Below are 25,166 nucleotides of genomic sequence, written 5' to 3'. Positions count from 1 at the left end.
CAGACGCTTGTCTAGGACGATGTTTTCAGACGTTCGTGTTAACGTCTGGGCATGGGAAACAGGGAAGACCTGCTGGCCGGGGCGAAGCGTTGCCTGATCGAGAAGGGCTACTCGCGGACCACCGCGCGCGACATCGCGACCGCGTCGGGCGTGAGCCTCGCGGGCATCGGCTACCACTTCAAGTCCAAGGACGCGCTGATGAACGAGGCGCTGTTCGAGGTGATGCAGGAATGGGGCGACGACCTGGCGCGGACGCTCGTCGTCGACGCCGAGGAGGGCGCCTCACCGCTGGAGCGGTTCGAGGCGGCGTGGGACCGGGTGGTGGAGTCGTTCGACCGGCTGCGGCCGCTCTGGATCACCCAGCTTGAGCTGCTCGGGCAGATCGATCACGTGCCGGAGCTGCGCGAGCAGCTCGTCCCGGCGATCAAGGGCGCGCGGCTGGGGCTCGCCGAGCTGTTCCAGGACGTGCGGGCGGAGACGGACCCCGAACGGGCCCGGCTGGTGGGCTCGTTGTACCAGGCCATGCTGACGGGGTTCCTGGCGCAGTGGCTGCTCGACCCGGACAGCGCGTTGTCCGGGCGCGAGGTGGCCGAGGCCCTGCGCCTGGTGGGCGGCTCGTGAAAGGGGTCGGGGCTAGAAGGCGCTTATCGTGGCGGGGGCGCGTTCGGCCCTGCTGAGGGTGCGGATGACGGCGGTCGCGCCGTGCCGGTGCACCGCCAGGCGGGCCAGCAGCTCCACGACCGGCTCGTTGATCGACGGCGGCAGCTCCGGCGTCTCCACGCCCACGCTGGCGGCCAGGTCGTCGGAGTGCACGACCAGCTCCATCACCCTGGTGAGCAGGAAGTCGTCGAGCCGCAGCGACCAGCCGGCCCACGGCAGCCGCACGACCCGGTCCGCCGGCTCGGCGGGCAGCTCGGCCAGCAGCCGGTCCAGCAGCGCCTGCGTGCGCTCCACGAGCGCGGCGTGCCCGTCCGCGGCGGCCGCCTGGCCGCCCACCCGGACGCTGACGTTGCTCTCGTGGTCGAGGCCGGCCTGCACCCACGGCGACCTCGTGTAGTGCTCGATGAGCTGGATCGGCGCCCCGGGCTCCTCGCCGGAGTCGAGCACGTCGATGACTCTGACGATCTGGTGGGCCAGATGCCCGGCCAGGCCCGCGACGCTGAACTCGGTCAGCGCGCTGGGCTTGTCCCACGCCGCCCGGACGGCCGGGTCACGCAGCAGCGACATCGCCGACGCCGCGGCCCCCAGATAGGACTGCCTGATCTCCCCCATATGCCGCCCTTTCCCCGGTTCAGGTGGTAACTCGGGGCCAAGACTATCCCTCGGCGATCCGCGGAGGGCCGCCGTCCTGCCCACTGAGACGGGGGCGGGCTCAGGTCTCGTCGGGGCCCTCCGCCAGCACCTTCCCGATGGCCGACCGGACGAAGGCGCGGGTCAGCCTGCCCCTTCTGAAGCGGCTCAGCACCGGGCGCGGCGTGCCGTACCGGCGGGCGCGCACGTCGGCCAGGACGGCCTCCGGCGCGCCCATCCCGGCCAGCACGTCCAGGGCCTCCCGCTTGGTGATCAACCGGCCCTCCCGCAGCGTGACCGAGGCTCTGGCGACGGTCAGCAGGCCGAGGTCCACCCAGACGTCCCGCAGCCAGCGCCGCCGCCCTCGGGTCTTGTCCAGCCAGAACTCGCGCAGGTCCGTGCGGACGAAGTCGGCCAGCACGGCGTCGGAGACGGCCGGCAGCAGCTCGGCGGGCGGCGGCCCGTGCAGCACGAGCGGGGCCGTGTGCAGCTCGCGGCGGGTCACCGCCGTCACCGGGCGGCGGAAGATCTGCTCGTGGGCCCACGTCACGTGCTCGACCCGCGGGTCGGCCAGTTCCTCCAGCGGCAGGTAGGAGCAGTGGAGGAGGTCGGCGAGCGGCAGGTCGAGCCCGCGGTGCAACCCCTTGATCCGGCGCCACTGCTCCATCGTGACCGGCGTCTCGACCACCGCGATCAGGTCGAGGTCGCTGCGCCCCGGCTGGTAGTCGCCGGCGCCCAGCGAGCCGTGCGCCCACAGCGACACCAGGGGCACGACCTCGCTCACGCCGTCTCGGAACCGCCGGAGCAGGACGTCTGTGGCCGCATGCATGATGTCCACTATGATCCATTCCCGGCCGTCCCGGAAGATCACCGGGGCGGGCCGTCAGGACGTGCTGAACAGAGCGCTCACCGACTCGCCGTCGTGGATCCGGCGCATGGCCTCGGCCAGGGCCGGCGCGATCGACAACACGGTCAGCTTGTCACTCGGCTTGGGCGGCGGCACGGTGTTCGTGCAGACGATCTCCATGACCTCGGGGAACGCGCTCAGCCGCTCGATCGCCCCGCCCGCGAACAGCCCGTGCGTGCACGCCACCCGGACCGAGTTGACCCCCTGCTCGCGCAGCCGGCCCAGCAGCTCGATGACCGTGCTGCCCTTGGCGATCTCGTCGTCCAGGATGATCACGTCCTTGCCGGCGACCTCGCCGATGACCGAGCTGATCACCACGCGGTCGTCGGCGAAGCGCTGCTTGGCGCCCATCGCGACGCCCGTGCCGAGCAGCCGGGCGAAGTGCGCGGCCTCCTTGGCGTTACCCAGGTCGGGGGAGACGACGACGGCGTTCGACAGATCGTAGCGGCGGAAGTGCGCGGCCAGCTCGCGCAGCGCGTGCAGGTGGTCGACCGGCACGCTGAAGAAGCCGTGCACCTGCGGCGAGTGCAGCGTCATGGCCAGCACCCGGTTCGCGCCCGCGGCCACCATCAGGTCGGCGACCAGGCGCGCGCCGATGGAGATGCGTGGCGCGTCCTTCTTGTCCGATCTGGCGTAGGCGTAATGCGGCAGCACCACGGTCGTCCTGGCCGCGGACGCGCCGCGCGCCGCGTCGATCATGAGCAGCAGCTCGACCAGGTTCTCCTGCGTCGGCGGCACCAGGGGCTGGATGAGGAACACGTCGCGCTCGCGGCAGTTGGCCTGGAGCTGCACCTCAAGCGCGTCGTTGGCGAAGCGGGCGACCTTGACGGGGTGGAGCGGGGTTCGGAGGTGGGAGCAGATCTCCTCGGCCAGCTCGGGGTGGGCGCTGCCACTGAAAACCGTGATGTCTCGCACGATTCCCAAAGGATAGCCTCACGGGCTCACGTAGTGGTGGAGCAGGGCGGGTTCGCCCGCGGCGTTGAGCCATCGAGCGCGGGCGCTGCCGACGCGGCGCCAGCCCAGCCGCTCGTAGAGCGCGACGGCCGCCCGGCCCTCGTCGGAGACCTCCAGGACGACGGGCGTCCCGGCGGCCTTCCGCACGGTGTCCAGCAGCACGGGAGCCAGCCCGCGGCCCCGGGCGGCGGGCACCACGAAGAGCCGGGTGACCTGCGGGCCCTCGTCGGTGCCGGCCAGACCCACGTGGCCGAGCACCTGGCCCTCCTCGACCGCCACCCAGGCGCGCAGGAGGTCGCCCGGGGTCAGCCAGCCCTGCGGGTCGGCCGGCCAGTCGACGGGGTAGCGGTCGGCGGCGTGCACCAGGGCCAGGGCGTCGGCGCAGGCGTTCAGGTCGGCCGGCGTACGGGGACGGACGCCCATGTCGCCGGTCGTCACGTCAGCGCCTCGATCGTGAGCGCGTCGAGGTCGGGCAGGATCTGCCAGGCGAGAGCGAGGGCGTCGTCGTCGGGCGGGTAGCCGGGATGCGGCACGGCGATCACCCGCATGCCGGCCGCGTGCGCCGAACGCAGCCCGTTGCTGGAGTCCTCGACCGCCACGCAGTCCTTCGGGTAGATCTCCAGCCGCCGGGCGGCCTCCAGGTAGCCGTCGGGGGCGGGCTTGCCGCGCGCGACCTCCTCCGTGGAGACCGTGGTGACGAAGTACTCGCGCAGCTCGGACGCGTCCAGCACCACGTCGATCAGCCGCCGCGGCGACGAGCTGGCCAGGCCGAGGGTGAAGTGCCCGGCCAGCCGGCGCACGGCCTCGCGGGCGCCCGGCAGCAGCGGCACGCCGTCCTGGTAGCGCTCGGCCATCTGGTCGACCACGCCCGCGGCGATCTCGTCGGGCGTCAGGCGCACCCCCAGCTCGTGCAGGTAGGCCGCCCACTCGCCGGTGCTCATGCCCATCAGCCTGGACTGCGTGTCGGGCTGCCAGGTGCCGCCGTGGTCGGCGACGAAGGCGCGCCGCACCTGCTCCCAGACGGGTTCGGAGTCGACGAGCACGCCGTCGAGGTCGAACACGCACGCTTCCATGACCACCCCCAATGAGATCAGCCTGGAACCACCCAATCACACCGTCCGAGCCGCTACGCCGCCGCTCCCTGTCCTTATTGCCCGAGTTTCATGCTATTGGGGCTGGTTGTTGAGCTACGAGCGTCCATTCAGGGGCATGCGAGCAGACATGGCAGACCTTCCATTTCATGACACGGGCGACTTCGAGGACGCCGATCGCGGCTTCATCGCGAAGCTGACCCCCGCCGTGGTCAGGTCGAGAAGCGGCGAGGTCGTCTGGGACAACGACTCCTACGCCTTTCTCAACGCCGAATGCCCCGAAACCGCTCATCCCAGCCTGTGGCGGCAGAGCCAGCTCTGCGCCAAACAGGGCCTGTACGAGGTCGCCGACGGCATCTACCAGGTACGCGGCCTGGACCTGTCGAACATGACCCTGGTCGAGGGCGACGTCGGCGTCATCGTCATCGACCCGCTGGTCTCCACCGAGTGCGCCGCCGCCGCGCTCGCGCTCTACCGCCGCCACCGCGGCGACCGGCCGGTCACCGGCGTCGTCTACACCCACAGCCACGTCGACCACTTCGGCGGCGTGCGCGGCGTCACCGACGGCAACGTGCCGATCCTGGCCCCCGCCGGCTTCATGGACCACGCGGTCTCCGAGAACGTCTACGCCGGCCCCGCCATGAACCGCCGCGCCGGCTACATGTTCGGCCTCGCCCTGCCGCACGCCCCGGACGGCCAGATCGGCTGCGGCCTCGGCATGACGTCCTCGACCGGCACCACGTCCCTCATCCCGCCCACCGTGGACGTCAGCCGCACCGGCCAGGAGGAGATCGTGGACGGGGTGCGGATCGTCTTCCAGCTCACCCCCGGCACCGAGGCCCCCGCCGAGATGAACTTCCTCTTCCCCGACCGCGACGCCCTGTGCCTGGCCGAGAACGCCACCCACAACCTGCACAACATCCTCACGCTGCGCGGCGCCCAGGTGCGCGACGCCCGCGTCTGGGCCCGCTACCTGTCGGAGACCCTCACGCTGCTCGCCGACCGGGCCGAGGTCGCCTTCGCCTCCCACCACTGGCCGACCTGGGGAAAGAGCAACATCGTCCGGTTCCTCCAGGAACAGCGAGACCTGTACGCCTACCTGCACGATCAGACCCTGCGCCTGCTCAACAAGGGCCTGACCGGCGCCGAGATCGCCGAGCAGATGCGGGTGCCGCCCGCGCTGGAGCAGGTCTGGCACACCCACGGCTACTACGGCTCGGTCAGCCACAACGTCAAGGCCGTCTACCAGCGTTACCTCGGCTGGTACGACGGCAACCCCGCCCACCTGTGGGAGCACCCGCCCAGGGAGAGCGCGATCCGGTACGTCGAGTGCATGGGCGGCGGCGCGGCCGTCGTGGCCTTCGCCCGCCGCTACATCGAGGAGAACGACCTGCGCTTCGCCGTCCAGCTGCTGAACCACGCCGTCTTCGCCGACGAGGGCAACAAGGCGGCCAGGGACCTGCTGGCCGAGGTCTACACCCGGCTCGGCCAGGGCGCGGAGAACGGGACGTGGCGCAACTCGTACCTGACGGGGGCCATGGAGCTGACCGACGGCATCGCGCCCACCCGCGTCACCACCACCTCGCCCGACCTGCTCGCGGCCCTGACCGTGGAGCAGATCTTCGACTCCCTCGCCATCCGCGTGGACGGCCCCAGGGCCTGGCACGAGAGCCTGTCGATCGACTGGCACCTGACGGACCTGGGGGAGCTGTACCGCACCACGCTGTCCAACGGCGTGCTCGTCCAGCGGCTGAACCCGCCGGAGGAGCCCGTGGACCTCACGCTCCGCCTCACCAGGGCCCAGCTGCTCGGCCTGCTGGCCGGGAAGGGCGTGGAGGGGGTGGAGCGGGAGGGCGACATCACGGCGCTGCAGCGGCTGGTCGCCGTGCTCGACTCACCGGCCCGCGACTTCGCCATCGTCACTCCCTGAGCCGCCGGCTCCAGTCCGCGCGCCATCGACCCACGAGCGTCTGTCCCCGTGAGTGACTGAACCCGGCGCCCTCAGCCGGGCGCGCCGCGCGTCGGTCCCGCCCATGCGGCCCTCGGGGCACACGGGCGTCGCGGACCGGCTCTCAGAGTTTGTACAGCTTGTTGAACGGCGTCGTGATCCGTTCCTGCCGGGATCCGAAGTCGACCAGTACGGCGACGTCGTCCTCCACACCGATGACGACACCGAGGCCGAATCGGTCATGGCTCACCCGGTCGTGCATGTCGAACTGCTCCGCGGGTGGCGCCGGAGGCGGCGGTTTGAAGGGACTTGTGGGCAGGTGACGACGAGAATCGCCGCTGGCTCGCTTCATCTCCTCCAGTATGCGCCCACCGGGTGAATACTTTGTGGCGTTCACACCTGTATGGACTCGGCGCGTGAGCGTGGGACCGTCGTTGTGGGCAGCCGTACGAACCGCAGGAAGGCCGGCAGCAGCCACGGCCGCCGCCCCCAGACCGCCACTTTGCCCGTGAGCGCGGCCCGCGTCCTGGACATCCGGCCGAACAGCAGCAGGTTCAGCGCGGCCGGGTCGAACCGCACGTGCGCGTCCACCTGGGGCCCCATCTCGGCCACCGACACCCGCCCGCTCTCGAGCGCCAGCGCCGCCGGCGCGGTGTGCGCGGAGTGGAACCCGACGGTGATGCGGCGGGGCGGGGCGGGCGTCCCGGTGTCCATCAGATGTCCGTAGTCGTTCCTGATCATCCCGATGAGGAACAGGTCGAAGAACAGCCCGGCGTCCCGCGCGGGCACCGACCAGGGGGTACGGGTGGCGCGGGCGATGTCCCAGCCGTGCAGCAGCAGCTCGTTCAGCAGGTGGGCCAGCACGCCCGCGACCGGCACCCGCGCGTCGCCCAGCCACGGGACCGGCGTCGCCGGATCGGCCTCCGCGCCGGCGCGCAGGATCTCCCGGACGTCGCCGCGCAGCCGCTCGGCCAGGACGACCGGGTCCCGCTCGGGGAAGTGCTCGAACGCCAGCTCGTTCAGGGCGCTCACCGTGTCGACGTTCGCGCCGAGTATCGGCTCGGCCAGCTCCGGGAAGGGCGTGGTCACGTCGCCGCGCACCACGCAGGTGTAGAGCGAGGCGATCGCGGTGACGTGGGCCGCGGTCTCGGCGACGGTCCACTCCCTGGTCGCCATGGCGTGGGGATCGACGATGGAGACCAGCTTCGCGAACCGGTCGGTGGCCGCCTTGAGCGAGCCGCGCACCGACGCCCATTTGCCGTACGTGATGAGCTCGTCCATGTTCTCTCCAGAGGTCCACGATCACGCTAACCCGGGTGACCTGGGCGGTCTTCTCCGGAAATGCTCCTCTGGGGCCGTCGTGGGCCCGTCCCGGGCGAAAAGCGGTGGCGTCGCAGGACACGGTGGCAGTTCACTTTGAGCACCCATTCCTGATCAGAGGGAGCTCCATGATCGTTATCTCGGCGGCGTCGGGCGCGCTCGGCCGTCTCGTCATCGACCGGCTGCGCACCAGGGCGGACGTCGTCGCCGCCGTGCGCGATCCCGCCCGCGCGCCCGAGGGCGTCCCGGTGCGGCGGGGCGACTACGACGATCCGGCGAGCCTGCGCACGGCGTTCGAGGGCGCCGCCCGCCTGCTCCTGATCTCGTCGCCGGAGCTCGACCCCGGCCGCCGGATCGGCCACCACCTGGCCGCTCTGGCCGCCGCCGCGGACGTGGGCGTCGGCGCCGTCGTCTACACCAGCTTCCTGGACGCCGACACCGTCGCCACCGGCATGACCGAGGCCCACCACGCCACCGAGCAGGCCCTCCTGCGCAGCGGCCTGCCGTGCACGATCCTGCGCCACCCCTTCTACAGCGACGCGTTCGTCCCCCGGGTCTCGGGCGGTGAGCTGACCGGGAGCGGCGGAGGGCGCGGCCTGAACACCGCGTTCCGGTCCGACCTGGCCGAGGCGGCGGCCAACGTGCTGACCGGCGAAGGCCACGAGGGCCGCGCCTACGACTTCACCGGGCCGCTGTGGACCCACCCGGAGGTGGCGCGGGCGCTGGGCGTGCCCTACCGCGAGGTCCCCGACGCCGCACCCGGCCCGATGGCCTGGCTGAACGCCCGGATCCGCGCCGGCGCCCTGGAGCGACAGACCCCCGACCTGGAGAACATCCTCGGCCACCCCGCCCGCACGATGCTCTCCCACCTCCACGCCACCCTCTGACCGCCCTACTTCCGGCTGCGCGACATCACCACGGCGATCCAGACGATGGTGGGCAGCAGAATCAGGAACACCATGACTCCGGCACCGATGGCCAGGCCCGCGTCGGCAACGGGATCCCGCCGGAAGCGGGCGGCGACGCACAGACAGCGCTGCTGTCTCTCGCCGAGGCGGTCCAGGAGACCGTCATGGAACTCACCTGGACGGTGTGGCCCGTCTGTCCCGCGCACGACCGTGGGCTGCACGTCGGAGGGTCGGACCGCGGGCCGGTCTGGTGGTGCGGTGTCGATGGAGGGCATGTCGTCGCCCTGGTCGGCGAGCTGTCCTGAGCACGACGGGCCGGGGACGCCGTCCTGCCCGCCGGTGAGTTGTGATGGTTTGTGGGTAAGGTCGGGGCCGTGAGTGGTGAGTGGCGGGGGGACAGGGTCGGCAGTGCGTTGGCGGGTCGGAATCCCACGGTGCTCAGGCGGCTGGACGCCGGCTTCGCCGTGATCGGCGACACGCAGTTCCTGCCGGGATACTCGGTTCTCCTGACGGACGAGCCCGGCGTGCAACGGCTGACCGACCTGCCCCGGGCCAGGCGGATGGCCTTCCTGTCGGACATGGAGCTGCTCGGCGAGGCGGTCGAGCGGGCCTGCGGCGCGCTGGACCCGGCGTTCCGGCGGGTGAACCTGGAGATCCTCGGCAACACCGACCCGTTCCTGCACGCTCACGTCTGGCCGCGGTACGAGTGGGAACCGGAGCACCTGGTCGGCCGGCCGGTGTGGCTGTATCCGCCCGACAGCTGGACCGACCGGCGATTCGCCCTCGGCCCGCGGCACGACCCGGTGCGTGCGGAGATCGACCGGCGACTCGGCGTGCTTTACGCGGCCCACGGAGCCCAGGGCCGCGCCGACGGCTGAAGCGGGACCCGGGACCGGCCGGACCTATTCCGAAGCGTGCAGAAGGGCGGCGGTGAGGAGCTTCAGGAGCTCGGGGGCGAGGGCGGGGCTCGTCGCGATGGTCGCGCGGGAGGCCATGTCGTGGGGGCTGCCGTCGAGGTCGACCACCAGGGCTCCGGCCTCGCGGGCGATGACGACGCCCGCCGCGGTGTCCCACGGGTTGTTGCTCAGCATGACACTCGCGTCGACCTTGCCGTCGGCCACCCACACGAGGTCGATCGCGGCTGAGCCGAGCATCCTGACGCGCTGGACGCGCGCGGCCAGCTCCTGGGTCAGGGCGAAGCGGGGACGGTTGCGTTCCGCCGCGTCCGCGCCCACCGCGTAGTCGCCCAGGGCGACGACGGCGTCATGAAGTTCCGCGGCGCCGCTGACCTGGACGGGCGAGCCGTTGGCCGTTGCGCCGGCGCCCTGCGCGGCCGAGTAGCGGACGCCGAGGAACGGCAGGCCGACGACGCCGAGCAGCGGCACGTCACCGTCGACCAGGCCCAGGGAGACCCCGCACAGCGGGATGCCGTGCAGGAAGTTGGCCGTGCCGTCCACGGGGTCGAGCACCCAGGTCAGGCCCTGGCCCGGCCGGCTCGCGCCCTCCTCCTCGCCGAGGAAGCCCAGCTCGGGCGTCTCCTTCGAGAGGAACTCGCGTACGGCGTGCTCGACGGCGTAATCGACCTCCGTGGCCATGTCGCGGTCGCCCTTGGCGGTGACGACGCCGGGCGCCCGGGTCGTGATGATCTCGCCGGCGATCGACGCGGCCCGCTCGGCGACGGGCAGCAGTGTCCGGACGTCGATGGTCATGCGGGGCGTCCTAGGGCAGTTCGGGACGCGTCAGGGCCGTGGCGAACGGCTCTCCGGCGGCCCGAGCGTGCGCCATCCGCGCGCGAGCCGCGCCGAGCGTGCGCGGCCGGTAGCCGGGCCCGCCGCAACAACTCTTGTGGAAGCCGACGCCCGCGTGCAGCAGCAGCGAGAGCACCCGCCAGGCCGCGGTGTCGCGCCGCCGGGGAGCCGCGAAGGCGGAGCCCACGTGGATCAGCGGCTCGCCGCACCGCGGGCACGACCGGCCCCGGTCGCCCGGCAGCGGGTAGGGCTGCTTGTACGAGGCCCGGCACGGCAGGCAGACGAACGACGTCTTCGCATGACCCATGCGCCCAGGGTAGCCGCGTAACCGGCCGGACGACGGGCGGCCTCGCTGCGCGGACTCCACCCGACCTCCCACACTACGTAACGGATTAGTCACTCAAACGACTATGGTCACGAAAAGTGATCACTCGACAGCATTGAGTCTTCCCGAAAAGTGGAGGCAGATGTGGCCAGTGAGTTCCAGCGCAAGAAGGTCGGCGGAGTCTTCCGGGCGATGGACGTCGACGGCGACGGCCGGCTGACCCAGGCCGACTTCCAGGCGCTCGCCCACCGCTGGTCGGCCCTCGCGGGGCCGGCCGGCCCGGAGCGGCTGACCTCCGTCATGACCGGCTGGTGGCCGGTGCTCAGGGCCGCCTCGGGCGGCGACGCCGGCGTCTCCCTCGACCAGGTGCTCAGCGTGGTCGACGTGCTCGGCGACATGACCGACGCGGTCACCGGCACCGCCGACGCGATGTTCGAGGCCATCGACCTCAACGGCGACGGCCTCATCTCCCGTTCGGAGTACGGCGCGCTGATCGAGACGTGGAACGGCGCCCCCTCGGCGACCGACGACATCTTCCCCCGCCTCGACCTGGACGGCGACGGCCATCTCTCGCGCGAGGAGTTCCGCCTCCACTGGACCGAGTTCTGGGCCGGCGACGACCCGGACGCCCCCGGCTCGTACGTGTTCGGCGCCCCGCCCGAATGACCTCAAGGTCGGAAAGGCGGCCCCGCCGGCAGGAGCAGCGCCGGGGGCAGCACGTCGCCGTCGGCGAACGGCCGGCGGGCGACGAGCTCCTCGGCGGTCCGGCCGGGCACGCCGGCCCCGCGCAGCACCTCGACGGCGTGCCCGGCCGGCAGCAGGTCGAGCCAGCGCAGCACGGCCGCCCGGTGGGCGTCGGCGTCCAGCTCGCCGTGCACCCTGAGCCGGGCCAGGCCGCCGTCGGGGAAGACGTCCAGGCGGACGTGCGTCACGGGCGCGGCCGACACCGGGCGCAGGAAGTGCCGGGTGTCCGGCTGCAACCGGGTCTTCGGGACCAGCTCGAACCACTCCGCGTCTGCATGGTCCACATCTGGATGGCCCGCGTCGGTTCCGCTCAGTGAGGCCCAGCCGGCCGCGTTGCCGACGAAGTACGACGTGTCGATCTCCACCCGGCGCACCCGCCCGCGGGCCGCCAGCCTGACCGTCACGTAATCGTTGCCGCCGTCGCGGCGGCGGGCGTTCTCCCAGCCGTCGCCCATGATCCGGGCCCTGCCGGGCAGCAGGAGTTGCACCGGCGCGGAGTAGAACGTGTCGGAACAGGCCACCACGTTGCCGCCGTGCTCCAGCGCGGCCAGGTCGATCGTGCCGTCCAGCAGGCGCGGGTCGGGCACCGGCTCGCCGTGCACCCGGAACCGGGCCACCCCGCCGTCGGGGTAGATGCTCAGCCGCACGTGCGTCCAGCGCCGCCGGTCCGCGACCTCGAACGCGTTCTCGGCGTCGCCCCTGATCGCGCTCTTCCCGACGATCGTCTCCCAGTTCGCCCGCTCCAGCTCGGCCGGTGACGGCGTGCCCTCGACGCCAGCCGCCTCCACCGAGGCGTACGGCGGGTAGTTGCCCTTGAACCAGGCGGTGTCGATCACCACTCCGCGCACCACGCCGGGCACGCCGAGCCGGACGATCGCGTAGTCGTTCCCCGGCTCGCGCCGGCGACGGGTCTCCCAGCCGTCGTACACCTTGCCCTTGTGGCCGAAGTCCTCCGTCGAGAACGCGGCGGGGCCGGGCTTGATCAGGTTCTCCCGCTCGGCGAACAGCTCGTCGTTGGCGTACACGACACTGCCGGCCAGCGCGCGCGAGGCCAGGTCCGGGAAGTGGGTGAAGGTCATGCTTCTCCTCGGGTGAGCAGCCGGCCCCGCGGCGGGCCGTCGATGTCGATGCGTTCGCCGCGCAGCCAGCTTCCGCGCACCACGCCGGCGAGCGTGCGGCCGTGGTAGGGCGTCACGGGGTTGCGGTGGTGCAGCCGGTATTTGTCGGCCACGAACAGCTCGTCGGGCGCGAACACGCAGAAGTCGGCCTGGTGGCCCGGTGCGATCCGGCCCTTGCCGGGCAGTCCCGCCACCTGCGCGGGACGTCCGGCCATCCAGCGCGTCACGTCGGTCAGCGGGTGGCCGCGGCGCCTGGCCTCGGTCCACACCGCGGGCAGGCCGAGCTGCAGCGACGCGATGCCGCCCCAGGCGAGGCCGAAGTCGCCGGTGTCCAGCCGCTTGAGCTCCGGCGTGCACGGCGAGTGGTCGGAGACGACGCAGTCGATCGTGCCGTCGGCGAGCCCCTGCCAGAGCGACTCGCGGTTGGCCGCCTCGCGGATCGGCGGGCAGCACTTGAACGGGGTGGCCCCCTCGGCGATCTCCTCGGCGCTGAACGTCAGGTAGTGCGGGCAGGTCTCCACGGTGATCCGCACGCCGTCGTCCCGGGCCGAGCGGATCATCGGCAGCGCGTCCGAGCTGGACAGGTGCAGAATGTGTACCCGGCAGCCGGTTCGGCGGGCCAGCTCGATGACCTGCGCGACCGCGAGGTTCTCCGCGCCGCGCGGGCGGGAGCGCAGGAAGTCGCGGTAGCTGGCGCCGCGCGCGGGCGGCGCGTGGTCGATCACCTGCGGGTCCTCGGCGTGCACGATCATCAGCGCGTCGAAGGCCCGCAGCTCGCGGAGCGCGTCCGCCAGCTCGGCCGGCTCCAGGGGAGGAAACTCCGGCACGCCCGAGTGCAGCAGGAAGCTCTTGAACCCGAACACGCCCGCGTCGTGCAGCCCGCGCAGCTCGCGCAGGTTGCCCGGCACCGCGCCGCCCCAGAAGCCGACGTCCACGTGCGCCTGCCCGCGGGCGGTCGCCCGTTTCACCCGCAGCGCCGCCGCGTCGGTGGTGGGCGGGACGCTGTTCAGCGGCATGTCGACGATCGTCGTGACGCCGCCGGCCGCGGCCGCCCGGGTGGCGGTCGCGAACCCCTCCCACTCGGTCCGGCCGGGGTCGTTCACGTGCACATGGCTGTCCACCAGGCCGGGCAGCAGCACCTCGTCGTCGCCGAGCCGGACGACCTCGGCGGCCGCCAGGTCGGCGTCCAGCGGTTCGACCGCGACGATCGTCCCGTCCCGCACGCCGATGCTGCGTGCCACCTCTCCGGCGTCGGTGACCACGCGACGGGCCCTGAACAGCAGGTCCAGCCGGGCCATCAGGCGACACCTCCATGGCCGCGCCGTCCCGCGCGGACGGGCCGGGTGACGGCCGCGGGGCCGCCGGTGATCGGCCACCCGGTCACGGTCTTGGGGCGCGGCGTCCCGTAGGTGCGCACCTTGCTCGTGGTGAGGCCGAGCCGGACGAGCCCCTCGGCGAGCGCGACCGCCGCGGCCACGCCGTCGACGACGGGCACCCCGGTGGCCGCGGTGATCTTCCGGTCGAGTCCCGCCATGCCACCGCATCCCAGGCAGATCACCTCGGCCCGGTCGCCGGTGACGGCCTCCCGGGCCTGGGCGACGATCGCCTCGACGGCCCGGCCGGGATCCTCCTCCAGCTCCAGGACCGACAGCCCGCTGGCCCTGACCGACGCGCACCGGCCGGCCAGCCCGGCGAGCCGCAGCCGGTCCTCGATCTGCGGCACGGCGCGGTCCAGCGTGGTGACCACCGAGTACGTACGCCCGATCAGCATCGCGACCTGCGCGGCCGCCTCGGTGATGTCCACCACGGGGACGTCGAGCAGTTCCTGCAACCCCTCGCGGCCGTGCTCGCCGTACCCGGCCTGGATCACCGCGTCGTACGGCTCGTCGTAGCGGACGACCCGGTCCATCACGGCGACCGCCGCCAGGTAGCTCTCGAAGTTCCCCTCCACCGACTCCGGCCCGAACGACGGGGTGAGCGCGACGATCTCGACCCCCGGCGAGGCGTGCGCCGCCGCCTGGGCGCGGATCGTGTCGGTCATCGACCGGGTGGTGTTCACGTTCACGATGAGGATGCGCACGTCAGCCGCCCGTCCCGGCGCGCATGGCACGCAGCTCGGACGGCGTGACCCCGGCCAGGGCGCCCAGCTCGGCCGCGCCGATCGCGCCGCAGTCGAGGCCGCGGGCGAGGAACCCGGCCATCGCGCGGACGGTCGCCGGCTCGTCCAGGAAGCCGGACGTCCGGCGTTCGCGATAGCCGCGCAACCGGGCCGCGGCGGCCGGCAGCCCCTCCCTGAAGAAGGAGTGGACGGCGGCGTACCGGCTCGGGAGCTGCCCGGGATGCAGGTCCCAGCCCTGGTACAGGCCACCCTCCAGGGCGCGCAGCACCAGAAGCGCGTGCAGCCGCCAGGCGGCGCGGACGGCGTCGCCGTCGCCCACCGGCAGCACGTTGCTCGACCCGTCGCAGACGCGTACGCCGGTGCCCGCGGCGGCGACCTGCATCACCGCCTTGGCATGGTCGGCGACCGGATGCTCCGCGCTCTGGTAGGCCGCCGACACCCCGAGCGCCGCCGAGTAGTCGTAGGTGCCGTAGTGCAGGCCCGTGCAGCGCCCGGCCGAGGCGCGGATCATCGACGGCAGCGGCGAGACGCCGTCCGCGCCGAGGATCGCCTGCGGTGTCTCCACCTGGAGCTCGAACCGCAGGCTCCCGCTCGCCAGCCCGTACGCCCCCTCCAGTCGTCCGGCGGCCAGCACCATCGCCTCCACCTGCTCGACCGAGGTCACCTTCGGCAGCGTGACGACGAAGCCGCCGGGCGGCGGTCCGAGGGTCTCCAGGAAGATCGCCAGGGTGCGCAGGCCGCGCCGCCGGGTCGGCGCCTCGAAGCTCTTGAACCGGATCCCGCAGAAGGGCGAGCCGGCGCCGGCGGCGATGGCCTCGGCCAGGGCCTTCGCGGCGGTCCGGGCGGCGGCGTCCTCGTCGGCGTCCGGGCGGTGGCCGTAGCCGTCCTCGAAGTCGATCCTGAGGTCTTCGACCGGCTCGCGGGCCAGCTTGGCCCGGACCTGGTCGTACACCTCCGCCGCCGTCCGCGGCGGCAGGCCGAGCGCGTCGGCGAACTCCGTGGCGGTCCGGCCGTGCTCGGCCAGCGCCGCCAGCGCCCGCCGGCCCCACGCCGGTACGGTGTCCGGCGTGTAGCGGTCGGCCGGGACGTACACCGTGTGCACCGGCTGCCGGGTGGCCGGCTCACCGGGGTAGGCCGTGCGCAGCCGCTCGTCCGCGGCGGCGAGCCGGACGTCGAGCTCGGCGGCGAGCCCGGACAGGAAGGTCGCGTCGGTCATGAGCCGTCCTCGACGACGCGGAAGGACGGCGGGAACAGCACCGCCGGGTCGCGGCGCAGGTGGTCGCGTTCGGAGTAGGCGGCCTTCATCGTCTCGAAGTAGGTCTGCGCGCGCAGCCGCATCGACTCCTCGTCCACGCCGGGAATCGTCCGGTCGCGCATCACCGGCCGGCCGTCGATCACCACGGTGGACACGTCGGCGCCCGTGCAGTTCATCAGCATCGTCCTGATCGGGTCGTCGACCGGGCCGGTGCGCGGGCCGGAGAGGTCCACGACGACCAGGTCGGCCTTGGCGCCGGGGGCGAGCCTGCCCAGGTCGTCCCGGCCCAGCGCGCGGGCGCCGCCCAGGGTGGCGGCCCGGTAGTAGTCGGCGGCCGAGCCCGCGTCCAGCCGTCCGGTGACCAGTTTGGCCAGGTTGTTGCCGTAGTCCATGTTGCGGATCATGTCCGGCGGGAAGGAGTCGGTGCCCAGCGCCACGGTCACGCCGGCCGCCCGGTAACGGTCGAAGTCGCGCAGCGCGTCGCCGTACCTGACGAAGGTGAGGGGGCAGTGCACGATCCCCGCCAGCGCCGCGAGCCGGTCCGGCGATCCCTCGAAGGGCGTGCCGGGATCGCCGAGGTACAGGGCGTGCGGCACCAGCAGCCGCGGGCCGAGCAGGCCCACCTCGGCCAGCACGTCCAGGGGGTGCCGGTCGTACCATTCGCGCAGCAGCCGCAGCTCCGTCAGCCCCTGCATGCAGTGCAGGCGCACCAGGCAGTCGAGCTCCTCCGCGGCCTGGGCGGTGGCGCGCAGCAGGTCGAGGGTGACGGTCTCGATGCGGCACGGCAGCAGCGCCCCCCGGATCCGGCCGTCGTGGGCGCCGTCGACGTCCCGGACGAAGCGGACGGCGTCGGCGAGCCCCCGCTCACCGAGTCCGGGGTCCCAGTGCACGTCCCGGCCGCCGTCGGCGCGCAGCACCGGCACGCCCGAACGGTAGGACGGCCCCAGGTACATGCGCAGGCCGAGCCGCCCGGCGATCTCCACGACGCCGGCCAGCTCCTCGTACGACTCCGCCCACGCGCTGTGCGTCTCGGCGGCGATCGGCATCGCGGTGGTGACGCCGTTACGGATGAGCTGGGTGAGCGCGTACTCCCGCATGAAGAGCGTGTCCTCCAGCCCGAAGACGGCCCGGCGCCGGTTGACGGCGTAGTCGTGCGACCAGTTCAGCCCGCTGGAGTCGGCGTGCCAGGTGTCGAGGACGGCGTGGTCGATGTCGGCCAGCGCGTCCAGGTCGATGAAGCCGGGCCCGACGATCGCCTCACCGGCGTCGATCACCTCCTCGACCGGGCCTTCCCAGGAACGGCCGACGTGGACGATCCGGTCGCCGTCGTAGACGACGCACGCGTCGCGGTGGATGACGTGGTCCTCGCCGTCGAAGCCGATGACGAACGACGCCCTGATCAGCGTGCTCACTGTGTGTTCCTCCGGGTCGGCTTCCATCCGGGCCTGGGCACGGCGGCCAGCAGGGCGCGGGTGTACTCCTCCTGCGGTTCGCGCAGCAGGGTGCGGGTGGCTCCGCGTTCCACGACGCGGCCGTGCCGCATCACCACCGCCGTGTCGCTGATCTGGTTGACCACGGCCAGGTCGTGGGAGATGAAGACGTAGCTGATCGAGCGCCGCTCGCGGATGTCGGCGAGCAGGTTGAGTATCTGCGCCTGGATCGACACGTCGAGCGCGGCGACCGCCTCGTCCAGCACCAGCACCCGCGGCTCCACCGCCAGGGCGCGGGCGATGGCCACGCGCTGGCGCTGCCCGCCGGACAGCTGCCTGGGCAGCATCGCCGCGTGGCGTTCGGCCAGGCCCACCGATTCGAGCAGGTCCAGGGCTCTCTTCCGCCGCTCGGCGGAGGTGAGCGGGAAGTGCAGGGCAAGGCTCGTCTCGACGACGTCGCCGACCCGCTGCAGCTTGTCCAGCGACGAATAGGGGTCCTGGAAGACGATCTGGATCTCCCGTGCCCGCCTGCGCCGCTCCGCCGCCGACACCCGGCCCGCCGCCCGCGGACGCCCACAGACGCTGATCGTGCCGCTGGTGGGCGTCTCCAGGCCGAGCAGCATGCGGGCGACGGTGGTCTTCCCCGACCCGGACTCGCCCACGACGGCCAGCGACTCGCCCTCGGCCACGGTGAAGGAGACCTCGTCCACCGCCGTGGCCGGGCCGTACACCTTCCGCAGCCGCTGCGCTTCGATCACGCTCATGCCGCCTCCTCCGCTCTCATGCCGTCTCCTCCGCTCTCAGGCAGGCGACCCCGCGGACGGACGGCGGCCGGCTCTCCCGGCAGCGCGGCTCGGCCAGCTCGCAGCGTGGCGCGAACGCGCAGCCGTCCTCGGCCTCGAAGGCCGCCACGGGCCGTCCGGGGATCACCGGCAGCCGGTGCGCGGTCTCCTCAAGGCTCGGCCGCGACCTCATGAGGCCGCGCGTGTAGGGGTGGCGCGGCTCGCCGTCGAGGTCCTCCACGATGCGGCCCGCGTACATCACCGCCAGCCGGTCACAGGTCGCGGCGGCCAGCTCCAGGTCGTGGGTGATCAGCAGCATGGCCATGCCGCGCTCGCGGCGCAGCTCGTCCAGGATGGCCATGACCTCGGACTGGGTGGTCACGTCGAGCGCGGTGGTCGGCTCGTCGGCCAGCACCAGGTCGGGCTCGACGGCCAGGACGGAGGCGATCATCACCCGTTGCAGCAGGCCGCCGGACAGCTCGTGCGGGTGCTGGCGCAGGCGCCGCTCTCCGTCGGCGATGCCGACCTCCTTGAGGAGCTGGACGGCCCGCGCCGACGCCTGCCGCACCGGCATCCGCAGGTTGTGCACCATGGCCTCGGTGAGGAAGTCGCCGACGCTGCGGACGGGGTTGATGTGCGCCCGCGGATCCTGGAAGACCATCGCGATCCGCCTGGCCCGCAGCAGCCGCAGGGCCCGGCCCGAGGGCACGTCGGCGCCGTCGAAGACGATCCTGCCGGTCACGTGGGCGCCCGGCGGGGTCAGGCCGATGACCGCGCGGGCGGTCATCGACTTGCCCGAACCGGACTCGCCGACCAGCCCGACGGCCTCTCCCGCGCCGATGGTCAGGTCCACGTGCTCGACCAGCGTCCGCCAGCCTCGTTCGTACGGCACGGCCAGGCCGAAGCCCGCCAACGTCAACAGGCTCACGACTGCCTCCCCAGGCGATCGCCCAACAGGTTCACCGCGGCCACCACCAGCGCGATCAGCAGGCCGGCGCTCAGCGCCTCCAGCGGCTGGCCGCGCATGGCGCTGTCCAGGCCGCTCTTGACCATCAGCCCCCAGTCGGCGGTGGGCGGCTGCACGCCCAGCCCGAGGAAGGAGACGGCCGCGACGTCGATCACCGCGAAGCCGAGCGCCGAGACCGACTGCGCGACGATGATCGGCCGCAGATTCGGCAGCAGGTGGCGCAGGCAGATGGCGGTCGCCGACCGGCCCTGCACCCAGGCGGCGGCCACGTACGGCAGGCCGCGCTCCCGCAGCGCCGCGCTGCGCACCACCCGGGCCACGTACGGCGTGTACGCGACCGCCAGGCCGATCACCACGCCGGGCACGCCGGGGCCGAGCACGGCCACGGTGACCAGCGCGAACACGATGCCCGGCACGGAGAACAGCACGTCCAGCAGGCGGGAGACGACGGCGTCCACCTTGCCGCCCGCCCAGGCGGCGACGATCGCCAGCGTGGTCCCGGCGGCGCTCGCGACGCAGATCACCAGCACCGGGGCGAGCAACGTGGTCCGCGCGCCGTACATCAGCCGGGACAGCACGTCCCTGCCCAGGACGTCCCCGCCCAGCGGATGCGCGACGGAGGCGCCGCCCAGCGCGTTGAACAGGTCGGGCTGGTCGGGGTCGTAGGGCGCGAGCAGCGGCGCGAGCAGGGTGATCGCCACGACGACGGCCAGCAGGACGGCGGCGGCCACGCCCAGCCCGCCCAGGCGGCGGGTCACTGCCGCGACAGGCGCGGGTCGAGAGCGGAGTAGCACAGGTCCACCACCAGATTGATCAGGACGAAGGCGGTGACCAGCACGAGCACCACCGCCTGGACGATCGCGAAGTCGCGTTGCAGGATCGCGCGGACGAACAACGAGCCCAGACCGTCCAGGGCGAAGATGCTCTCCACCACGACCGAGCCCGCGATCAGCCCGGCGACGTTCAGGCCGACCACGGTCACCACCGGGATGGCCGCGTTGCGCAGCACGTGCCTGCGGATGATGTGCCCCTCGGCCAGGCCGCGGCTGCGCGCGGTCTCCACGTGCTCGCGGCCCAGCTCCTCCGACACCGAGGCCCGCGTGATGCGGGCGAGGAAGGCGGCGCTGGCCAGGCTGAGCGTGATCGCCGGCAGCGTGAGGTGATGGATCCGGTCGCCGAACCCGTCGCCGGGCCCGAAGACCGGGAACCAGCCGAGTCCCAGCGCGAAGACGATGACGAGGATCACCCCGACCACGAACGGCGGCGTGGCCAGGAACACCGAGGAGACCAGGCTGACCAGGCCGTCGGCCCGGCCGCCGCGCAGCGCCGCGAGCAGGCCCATCGCCACGCCCCCGGTCACGATCAGCAGCGACGCGTAGACCACCAGGAAGACGGTCGTCGTCGCCCGGGACGCCATCAGCGCGGAGACGTCCTGCCGGTAGACCAGGGAGGCGCCGAAGTCGCCCGTCACCGCGTCGCGCAGCCAGGCGGCGTAGCGCAGCAGGAACGGATCGTCCAGGTGGTACTGCGCGCGGATGGCCGCGACCTGCTCGGGGGTGCCGCTGCGGTTGCCGAGCAGGAACGCCATGGGCCCGCCGGGCACCAGGTAGAGCAGGCCGTACACCAGGAAGGAGGCGACCAGCAGGACCACGATCAGCCCCGCCAGCCGTCTCGCCAGGAACCTCATGCCGCGCCGAGCCCCGCGGCCCACGGGTAGTACAGGTAGGGGAAGGAGGCGACGGCTCCGGTCACCCGCTTGTTCATGTAGAGGATCACCGGCAGGTTGTTCAGCGGCATCCACGGCACGTCGGTGGTGACCTTCTGCTGGATCGCCGTCACCAGCCCCGCCCGCTCCGCCTCGTCGTAGGCGGCCCGCGCCTTGGCGATGTCGGCGTTCACGGCCGCGTAGTCGTTGAAGTTGGTACGGCCGCCCGCCAGGAAGACGGTGTAGATGTCGAGCGGGTCCGGCACGTTGCCGTACCAGGTGGAGAAGAAGGCGTCGATGCCCTCGCGGGCCTTGGGGTCGCTGTAGAGGTTCCCGTACTGCTCGACGGGGATCACCTTGATCTCGATCTTCAGGCCGAGCGCCTCGCCGGTCGCCTTGATCAGGTTGGCGGTCTGCTCGTGGACGGCCGAGCTGCCCTGGATCCCGATGGTGATCGTCTGGGCGGGGGAGCCGGCCTCGGTGAGCAGCTGCTTGGCCTTGGCCAGGTCGGGCGTCTCCGGCGGGATCGCGTCGTAGGCCTTCTGGAAGGCGTCCCGCTGGTATCCCCAGTACTCGGCGCCGGCGAGGGTGCGCTGCGGCATCGCCGTCCCCTGGAAGACCACCTTGGAGATGGCCGCCCGGTCCAGTGCCAGCGACAGCGCCTGGCGGACCTTCGGGTCGGCGTACGGGCCGGACCTGGCGGCGCCGAGCAGCGTCCAGAAGGTCAGCGACTTGCCCAGCGTGACCGAGCCGGTCGGCGACTGCTGGAGCTGGCCGAGCCCCGCCGGCGGCAGGTAGAAGTACTGCCCGTCCACCTCGCCGGAGCGCAGCGCGTTGATGGCGGTGGTCTCGTCGGCGATGAACCGGAAGACCAGCTCCTTGGTCTTCGGTCGCAGCGCGGTGTCCCAGTAGGCGTCGTTGCGGGTGATCGTCAGCGCGTCGCCGGATTTCCAGCTCCCGTATTTGTACGGGCCGGTGCACATCACCCCGCCGGTCGGCGAGCCCAGGTCCTTCTTCCCGGCGTACCCGGCCGAGACGATCGCGCCGGCAGCGGTGGCCATCGCCTGGTTGAACAGCACGTCCGGCTGCTTCAGCGTGACGGTGACCTGCATCGGCCCGGTCGCCTTGATCGACTGCACGGTGTGGAAGTAGTCGCCCCACCAGGTGCCGAGCGCGGGGTCGAGGTGGCGGTTGAGGCTGGCCGCGACGTCCTCGGCGGTCAGCGGCGTGCCGTCCCAGAACTTCACGCCGTCCCGGATCGTGTAGACCCACGTGGTCGGGGTGGGGTTGTCGGCCTTCTCGGCCAGGCCGGGCTGGATGCCGAACTCGGGGGTCAGCCGCAGCAGGCTCTCGCACATGTTGGCCAGCACGGTGTTCTCGGCGTAGTTGAACGACCTGATCGGGTCGACCGTCTGCGGCTCGTAGGGCAGGTTCCACGTCACCTTGTCCAGTTCCCCGGTGGCCGGGGCGGTGACGGTCCTGAGCTCCAGCTTGGGCGCCTCACCCGAGCCCTGCTGTTGTTGTTGCGGTGCTGCGGCCTGCTGGCCGCATCCGGCCAGGGCCACCGCGAGTGCGGCGGCCACCGGTAGGGCTCGACGGATCATCAGGAGGACCTTTCGCGAACGCGTCCGTTGCGGACGACGAACTGGGGGATGGGCTTGTCCACGACCGCCTGGGCCATGGACTCGGCGCGTACCAGGAGGAAGTCGGCGGGATCTCCGGGCTGGAGCCGGGCCTGCTCCAGGCCCAGCAGCGCGGCGCCCCCGTGCGCCGCGATCTCGTAGCACCTGGCCAGCTCCTCGTCGGTGCGGGCGTCGGTGCGGTAGGCGAGCAGGTGGGCGCGGTTGACCATGTCGCCGTCGCCGAACGGCGTCCACGGATCCCGCACCCCGTCGGATCCGAGGCCGACCAGCACCCCGGCCTCGACCAGCGGCCCGACCGGCAGGACCGGGTCGGCGCCGAGCGCGCAGGTGGTCAGCGAGACCTTCGCCTCGGCCAGCGTCTCGGCGAGGTCCGCGTGGTCGGCCAGGCAGAAGGCGTGGCTGATCGTGGTCGGCACGCCGCTGGACCTCGCCCTGCGGGCGATCTCCAGCACCTGCGCGACCCCTTCGTCGCCGCCGTCGTGCAGGTGGATGTCGAGCGGGACGGTGTGCCGCTCGGCCAGGCCGTACAGCAGGTCGAGGTGTCCGTGCAGGTCGCCGTCGATGCCCACGGGGTCGAGCCCGCCGAGGATGTCGGCGCCCTCCTTGAGCGACTGCTCCATCAGGTCCGCCGTGCCCGGCCGCGACAGCAGCCCGAGCTGGGGGAAGGCGACGATCTGCACGTCCAGCAGGTCGGCGCGGGCCTGAGCGGCCTCCCGTACGCCGTGCACGTTGCTCAGCCCGTACACCGGGGCGACGTCCACGTGCGCCCGCCAGGCCCGGGTGCCGCGGGCGATCGCGTGGTCCATGAGCGCCAGGGCCCGCGTGGCGACCGGCGCGGTCATCTCCGCCCGCGCCGCGACGTCGCCCTCGATCAGGTCGCGCAGCGTTTCGGCCGGGGGGCGGCTCAGCCAGGGCTGGCCCCAGGTGGTCTTGTCGGGATGGACGTGCGCGTCCACCGGGGCGGGCAGGGCGAGCAGTCCGCCCGCCGCCACCACCTCGCAGTCCTCCGCCCGCCGTTCCAGCGGGACGACGCGACCGTCTTCGATCAGGACATCGTGGGGGCGTACATCGGTGAACAGAATCTGAGCCATACCGGCTGATCCCCTTAACCCGAGGGCGACAGTGGCATAGAATTATCAGACATCAGATGATTAGAGAAGAGGACAAATGCGGCACGTGGGCCGGACCTCCCTCGTCGACTCCGCCATCCGGGAGCTCCGCCAGGAGATCACCAGCGGCGTCTGGCCGGTCGGGGCCAAGATCCCTACGGAGAGCCGGCTGGCCGAGGCGCTGGGCGTGAGCAGGTTGTCGGTACGCGAGGCCGTACGCGTGCTCGTCCACGCCGGGCTGCTCACCACGCGTCAGGGCGACGGCACCTACGTCACCGCGACCGACGAGAGCGAGGTGGCGTTCAAACGCCGCCTCGACCGCGCGGCCACCATGGACATCATCGACGTACGACGCGGCCTGGACCTCGTGGCGGCCCGCCTGGCCGCCGAACGCCGCAAGCCGGCCGACCTCGACGACCTGAGGACGGCCCTGGCCCGGCGCACCGCCGCCCACCAGGCAGCCGACCTCGACGCGTTCGCCGACGCCGACGTGGAGTTCCACCTGTCCATCGCCGCGGCCTCGCACAACCCCGTGCTGCTGGACCTGTACCGCGGCATGAGCGAGGCGGTGCGCGAGACGGTCCGCCGCGACCACTGCATGGAACGCGCCGTGCTCGGCTCCGACTCCACCCACGAGGACCTGTACGAGGCGATCGAGTCCGGCGACGCGGCCGGCGCGGCCACGATCGCGCTCACCATCCTCAACGACCAGGAACGCGACCTCTGACGCCCTCTATGCTTCCCGTCCATGAGCGGAACCGGCCCCCCTGTCGTGCACACCGAGCGGCTGGAGGTGTACGTGGCGGACTGCGGCGTGATCTACCTCCTGGACGAGGAGGGCTACGATGCGCCCGGTGTGTCGGAGGACTCCGTCGGGCTCGTCCAAGTGGAGGCGGCAGGGGTGGTCTGCCTGCATATCGCTGCTCAGGCCGGAGAGGTGCCCTTCACGGTGGCCGTCGCCGACCAGGATCCGGGCGCGTGCCTCGACGGCTATGAGGACGTCGTGGAGATCAGCTTCGAAACCGTGGCGAGCGAGCTGGTCGTGGCGGGATGGGCCACCGACTGGCGCGAGGACAAGGCGCACCGCCTTCCGCTGCCTGCCGGTCCTGGCACTTACCGCCTGCGCTACCACACCCAAGGGGACGACGAGAACTGGGAGGAAGACGGCTACTACCTGCAGATATGGCCTGCGCCACGGCAAGATCCCGCCGTGCTGAAGAGCACCAGTCAATTCCTCCCGTACCTGCTGGACCCCGAGGGCTGGAAACCGCGGTGATCGCGGCCCGTGCGACGCCGGATCGTATGATCCGTCTCATGCCGATCCCCCGAGCGGTCGCCGTGGTCGTCGACGGCGCCCGGGTCCTGGTCATCAAGCGGTACTTCCGGCGCGGCCCCGGCGTCACCTGCGGCATCTGCACCGCCAAGGGCCGGCAGGGGCAGCCGTGTCCCGGGCACCACTACGCGCTCCTGCCGGGAGGCCATGTGGAGGACGGCGAGTCGCCGGAGAGCGCCGCGGTCCGCGAGCTCCACGAGGAGACGACTCTCACCGCGACGATCGACCGGTTGCTCTTCACCGGCTCGCACGGCGGCCGGCCCGCCTCCTACTTCCTCATGCGGGACGTGATCGGCGTCCCGTCGCTCTCCGGTGACGAAGCCGCGGACCACGGGCCGGACAACACCTTCGAGCTCGTCTGGGCGAGCGCCGCCGAGTTCGGGCAGCTCGACCTCTACCCCGCCGACGTGCGCGAGCCACTCACCCAGCTGCTCCACGGCTGACCCCGCGCCTGGGACCCTAGGGTGCTC

General features: G+C 72.3%; 29 protein-coding genes. 8 read left to right on the top strand and 21 right to left on the bottom strand.

What is annotated here, in order from left to right; translation table 11 throughout:
* Positions 1-51 precede the first annotated feature (51 nt).
* On the top strand, positions 52-621 hold the full coding sequence (locus AB0J46_RS05235; protein ID WP_364326679.1) for a TetR/AcrR family transcriptional regulator: 570 nt from the start codon (positions 52-54) through the stop codon (positions 619-621).
* A gap of 12 nt (positions 622-633) precedes the next feature.
* Here the strand turns inward: AB0J46_RS05235 and AB0J46_RS05230 are convergent, their stop codons facing one another.
* From AB0J46_RS05230 to AB0J46_RS05210, 5 genes are all read right to left on the bottom strand, one after another.
* Positions 634-1,272, bottom strand: coding sequence for a maleylpyruvate isomerase N-terminal domain-containing protein (locus AB0J46_RS05230; RefSeq protein WP_364326676.1), 639 nt, complete (start codon positions 1,270-1,272; stop codon positions 634-636).
* Positions 1,273-1,372: 100 nt separating this feature from the next.
* A complete protein-coding gene (locus AB0J46_RS05225) occupies positions 1,373-2,119 on the bottom strand; it encodes a nucleotidyltransferase domain-containing protein (protein WP_364326673.1) in 747 nt (248 codons plus the stop codon).
* A gap of 54 nt (positions 2,120-2,173) precedes the next feature.
* Positions 2,174-3,112, bottom strand: coding sequence for a ribose-phosphate pyrophosphokinase (locus AB0J46_RS05220; RefSeq protein ID WP_364326670.1), 939 nt, complete (start codon positions 3,110-3,112; stop codon positions 2,174-2,176).
* A gap of 18 nt (positions 3,113-3,130) precedes the next feature.
* Positions 3,131-3,589: a GNAT family N-acetyltransferase gene (locus AB0J46_RS05215; protein ID WP_364326667.1), complete on the bottom strand. Its 459-nt coding sequence runs from the start codon at positions 3,587-3,589 to the stop codon at positions 3,131-3,133.
* Complete coding sequence (locus AB0J46_RS05210; protein WP_364326664.1) at positions 3,586-4,224, bottom strand: HAD family phosphatase; 639 nt, start codon at positions 4,222-4,224, stop codon at positions 3,586-3,588. Before AB0J46_RS05210 ends, AB0J46_RS05215 begins: the two co-directional genes overlap by 4 nt.
* A gap of 148 nt (positions 4,225-4,372) precedes the next feature.
* Between AB0J46_RS05210 and AB0J46_RS05205 the strand changes: the two genes are divergently transcribed.
* Positions 4,373-6,172, top strand: coding sequence for an alkyl sulfatase dimerization domain-containing protein (locus AB0J46_RS05205; RefSeq protein WP_364326661.1), 1,800 nt, complete (start codon positions 4,373-4,375; stop codon positions 6,170-6,172).
* A 142-nt stretch (positions 6,173-6,314) separates the two neighbouring features.
* Here the strand turns inward: AB0J46_RS05205 and AB0J46_RS05200 are convergent, their stop codons facing one another.
* The gene (locus AB0J46_RS05200; RefSeq protein WP_352327393.1) at positions 6,315-6,542 is read right to left on the bottom strand and encodes a hypothetical protein; all 228 of its coding nucleotides are present in this window, start codon (positions 6,540-6,542) and stop codon (positions 6,315-6,317) included.
* Between the two features lie 41 nt (positions 6,543-6,583).
* Positions 6,584-7,471 (bottom strand): maleylpyruvate isomerase N-terminal domain-containing protein, encoded by an 888-nt coding sequence (locus AB0J46_RS05195; RefSeq protein WP_364326657.1) that lies wholly within the window; start codon positions 7,469-7,471, stop codon positions 6,584-6,586.
* Positions 7,472-7,638: 167 nt separating this feature from the next.
* On the opposite strand from AB0J46_RS05195, the gene AB0J46_RS05190 reads away from it, so the two are divergent.
* Complete coding sequence (locus tag AB0J46_RS05190) at positions 7,639-8,397, top strand: NAD(P)H-binding protein (protein ID WP_358289582.1); 759 nt, start codon at positions 7,639-7,641, stop codon at positions 8,395-8,397.
* Positions 8,398-8,402: 5 nt separating this feature from the next.
* On the opposite strand, the gene AB0J46_RS05185 is transcribed toward AB0J46_RS05190, so the two are convergent.
* Positions 8,403-8,693 carry a hypothetical protein gene (locus tag AB0J46_RS05185; protein ID WP_364326654.1) on the bottom strand — a complete coding sequence of 97 codons (291 nt, stop codon included), beginning with the start codon at positions 8,691-8,693 and terminating at the stop codon, positions 8,403-8,405.
* Between the two features lie 159 nt (positions 8,694-8,852).
* Between AB0J46_RS05185 and AB0J46_RS05180 the strand changes: the two genes are divergently transcribed.
* Positions 8,853-9,296, top strand: coding sequence for a diadenosine tetraphosphate hydrolase (locus AB0J46_RS05180; RefSeq protein ID WP_364326652.1), 444 nt, complete (start codon positions 8,853-8,855; stop codon positions 9,294-9,296).
* Between the two features lie 24 nt (positions 9,297-9,320).
* Here the strand turns inward: AB0J46_RS05180 and AB0J46_RS05175 are convergent, their stop codons facing one another.
* Entirely contained in the window at positions 9,321-10,127 is an 807-nt protein-coding gene (locus tag AB0J46_RS05175; RefSeq protein WP_364326649.1) for an inositol monophosphatase family protein, read from the bottom strand.
* Positions 10,128-10,137: 10 nt separating this feature from the next.
* Entirely contained in the window at positions 10,138-10,473 is a 336-nt protein-coding gene (locus AB0J46_RS05170; RefSeq protein WP_364326646.1) for a hypothetical protein, read from the bottom strand.
* A 162-nt stretch (positions 10,474-10,635) separates the two neighbouring features.
* On the opposite strand from AB0J46_RS05170, the gene AB0J46_RS05165 reads away from it, so the two are divergent.
* Positions 10,636-11,157 carry an EF-hand domain-containing protein gene (locus tag AB0J46_RS05165; RefSeq protein ID WP_364326643.1) on the top strand — a complete coding sequence of 174 codons (522 nt, stop codon included), beginning with the start codon at positions 10,636-10,638 and terminating at the stop codon, positions 11,155-11,157.
* A gap of 2 nt (positions 11,158-11,159) precedes the next feature.
* On the opposite strand, the gene alc is transcribed toward AB0J46_RS05165, so the two are convergent.
* Genes alc through AB0J46_RS05110 form a run of 11 tightly spaced genes read right to left on the bottom strand, consistent with a single transcriptional unit; the run spans position 11,160 to position 23,345 of the window.
* Positions 11,160-12,314 (bottom strand): allantoicase, encoded by a 1,155-nt coding sequence (gene alc / locus AB0J46_RS05160; protein WP_364326640.1) that lies wholly within the window; start codon positions 12,312-12,314, stop codon positions 11,160-11,162.
* On the bottom strand, positions 12,311-13,651 hold the full coding sequence (gene allB, locus AB0J46_RS05155) for an allantoinase AllB (RefSeq protein WP_364326637.1): 1,341 nt from the start codon (positions 13,649-13,651) through the stop codon (positions 12,311-12,313). The genes alc and allB overlap by 4 nt, the downstream gene beginning before the upstream one ends.
* A complete protein-coding gene (locus AB0J46_RS05150; protein ID WP_364326634.1) occupies positions 13,651-14,433 on the bottom strand; it encodes an aspartate/glutamate racemase family protein in 783 nt (260 codons plus the stop codon). The genes allB and AB0J46_RS05150 overlap by 1 nt, the downstream gene beginning before the upstream one ends.
* 1 nt (position 14,434) lies before the next feature.
* Positions 14,435-15,688, bottom strand: coding sequence for an aldolase/citrate lyase family protein (locus AB0J46_RS05145; RefSeq protein WP_364326631.1), 1,254 nt, complete (start codon positions 15,686-15,688; stop codon positions 14,435-14,437).
* Entirely contained in the window at positions 15,685-17,139 is a 1,455-nt protein-coding gene (locus tag AB0J46_RS05140) for an amidohydrolase family protein (RefSeq protein ID WP_364326628.1), read from the bottom strand. The genes AB0J46_RS05145 and AB0J46_RS05140 overlap by 4 nt, the downstream gene beginning before the upstream one ends.
* Entirely contained in the window at positions 17,136-17,921 is a 786-nt protein-coding gene (locus AB0J46_RS05135) for an ATP-binding cassette domain-containing protein (protein WP_364326625.1), read from the bottom strand. The genes AB0J46_RS05140 and AB0J46_RS05135 overlap by 4 nt, the downstream gene beginning before the upstream one ends.
* Positions 17,922-17,937: 16 nt before the next feature.
* Positions 17,938-18,867, bottom strand: a complete 930-nt coding sequence (locus AB0J46_RS05130) for an ABC transporter ATP-binding protein (protein WP_364326622.1) — start codon at positions 18,865-18,867, stop codon at positions 17,938-17,940.
* Positions 18,864-19,664: an ABC transporter permease gene (locus tag AB0J46_RS05125; protein WP_364326619.1), complete on the bottom strand. Its 801-nt coding sequence runs from the start codon at positions 19,662-19,664 to the stop codon at positions 18,864-18,866. Before AB0J46_RS05125 ends, AB0J46_RS05130 begins: the two co-directional genes overlap by 4 nt.
* The gene (locus AB0J46_RS05120) at positions 19,661-20,593 is read right to left on the bottom strand and encodes an ABC transporter permease (protein ID WP_364326615.1); all 933 of its coding nucleotides are present in this window, start codon (positions 20,591-20,593) and stop codon (positions 19,661-19,663) included. Before AB0J46_RS05120 ends, AB0J46_RS05125 begins: the two co-directional genes overlap by 4 nt.
* Positions 20,590-22,215, bottom strand: a complete 1,626-nt coding sequence (locus AB0J46_RS05115) for an ABC transporter substrate-binding protein (RefSeq protein ID WP_364326612.1) — start codon at positions 22,213-22,215, stop codon at positions 20,590-20,592. The genes AB0J46_RS05120 and AB0J46_RS05115 overlap by 4 nt, the downstream gene beginning before the upstream one ends.
* Complete coding sequence (locus tag AB0J46_RS05110; RefSeq protein ID WP_364326608.1) at positions 22,215-23,345, bottom strand: amidohydrolase family protein; 1,131 nt, start codon at positions 23,343-23,345, stop codon at positions 22,215-22,217. Before AB0J46_RS05110 ends, AB0J46_RS05115 begins: the two co-directional genes overlap by 1 nt.
* Positions 23,346-23,421: 76 nt before the next feature.
* Between AB0J46_RS05110 and AB0J46_RS05105 the strand changes: the two genes are divergently transcribed.
* From AB0J46_RS05105 to AB0J46_RS05095, 3 genes are read left to right on the top strand one after another with little or no spacing between them, the layout of a single operon-like run.
* Complete coding sequence (locus AB0J46_RS05105) at positions 23,422-24,090, top strand: FadR/GntR family transcriptional regulator (RefSeq protein ID WP_352323932.1); 669 nt, start codon at positions 23,422-23,424, stop codon at positions 24,088-24,090.
* Positions 24,091-24,111: 21 nt separating this feature from the next.
* A complete protein-coding gene (locus AB0J46_RS05100; RefSeq protein WP_364326605.1) occupies positions 24,112-24,639 on the top strand; it encodes a hypothetical protein in 528 nt (175 codons plus the stop codon).
* Positions 24,640-24,677: 38 nt separating this feature from the next.
* The gene (locus AB0J46_RS05095) at positions 24,678-25,139 is read left to right on the top strand and encodes an NUDIX domain-containing protein (protein ID WP_364326602.1); all 462 of its coding nucleotides are present in this window, start codon (positions 24,678-24,680) and stop codon (positions 25,137-25,139) included.
* Positions 25,140-25,166: the final 27 nt, after the last annotated feature.

The organism is Nonomuraea sp. NPDC049758, assembly GCF_040674635.1.
GTDB lineage: Bacteria > Actinomycetota > Actinomycetes > Streptosporangiales > Streptosporangiaceae > Nonomuraea.
The sequence above is the reverse complement of the archived record's forward strand: the minus strand, read 5'-3'. Positions and strand labels throughout refer to the sequence as shown.